We start from the raw sequence: 1,069 nt of genomic DNA, 5'->3' as shown, positions 1-1,069 counted from the left end.
GGCCCGGCCGCCGACCCGCCGGAGGGACCCCGGCCGCCCCCCGCCCGGCCCGCCCCGAGGGCCCTTTTCGGGGCACACGACGAACACCCAGGAAAGGCCACGCTGTGCGCACCCTGTACCCGCCCATCGAACCGTACGACTCGGGCATGCTCGACGTCGGCGACGGACACCGCGTCTACTGGGAGCTGTGCGGCGACCCCGCCGGCAAGCCCGTGGTGTTCCTGCACGGTGGCCCCGGCGGCGGCTGCACGCCCGACCACCGGCGGCTGTTCGACCCGGAGCGGTACCGGATCCTGCTGTTCGACCAGCGCAACTGCGGCCGCTCCACCCCGCACGCCGCGCGCATGGACACCGACCTGTCCACCAACACCACCTGGACGCTGGTGGAGGACATGGAGCGGCTGCGCGAGATGATCGGCGTGGACGCCTGGCAGGTCTTCGGCGGGTCCTGGGGCAGCTGCCTGGCCCTGGCCTACGCCCAGACCCACCCCGACCGGGTCACCGAGCTGGTCGTCCGCGGCATCTTCACGCTGCGCGACGAGGAGCTGCGCTGGTTCTACCAGGAGGGGGCGTCGATGATGTTCCCCGACCTGTGGGAGTCCTACCTGGCGCCCATCCCCGAGGAGGAGCGCGACGACCTCATGGCCGCCTACGCCCGGCGGCTGGAGGCGCCCGACCTCGACACGCGGGTGGCGGCGGCGCGGGCGTGGAGCGTGTGGGAGGGCTCCACGGTGACCCTGCTGCCCGACAAGGAGCTGCGCGAGCACCACGCCGAGGACGCGTACGCGCTGGCGTTCGCCCGCATCGAGAACCACTTCTTCGTGAACAGGGGGTTCTTCACGCCCGGGCAGCTGATCGAGGGCGCCGAGCGGATCCGGCACATCCCCGGGGTGATCGTGCAGGGCCGCTACGACGTGTGCACCCCGGTGCGCACCGCCTACGACCTGCACCGGGCCTGGCCGGAGGCGGAGTTCCACATCGTCGACGACGCCGGGCACGCGTTCAACGAGCCCGGCATCCTGGACCGCCTCATCGAGGCGACCGACCGCTTCGCGCGGTGACGGGTCCC

General features: G+C 72.7%; 1 protein-coding gene. It reads left to right on the top strand.

The genetic code is table 11. From position 1 onward, the window contains the following. Positions 1-104: 104 nt before the first annotated feature. Positions 105-1,061, top strand: coding sequence for a prolyl aminopeptidase (pip, locus tag ACJOT3_RS34575; RefSeq protein WP_406977341.1), 957 nt, complete (start codon positions 105-107; stop codon positions 1,059-1,061). Positions 1,062-1,069 lie beyond the last annotated feature (8 nt).

The sequence above is a fragment of the Nocardiopsis protaetiae genome (genome assembly GCF_045446735.1).
Taxonomy (GTDB): Bacteria; Actinomycetota; Actinomycetes; order Streptosporangiales; family Streptosporangiaceae; genus Nocardiopsis; species Nocardiopsis protaetiae.
This window is presented reverse-complemented; position numbering and strand designations above follow the sequence as displayed.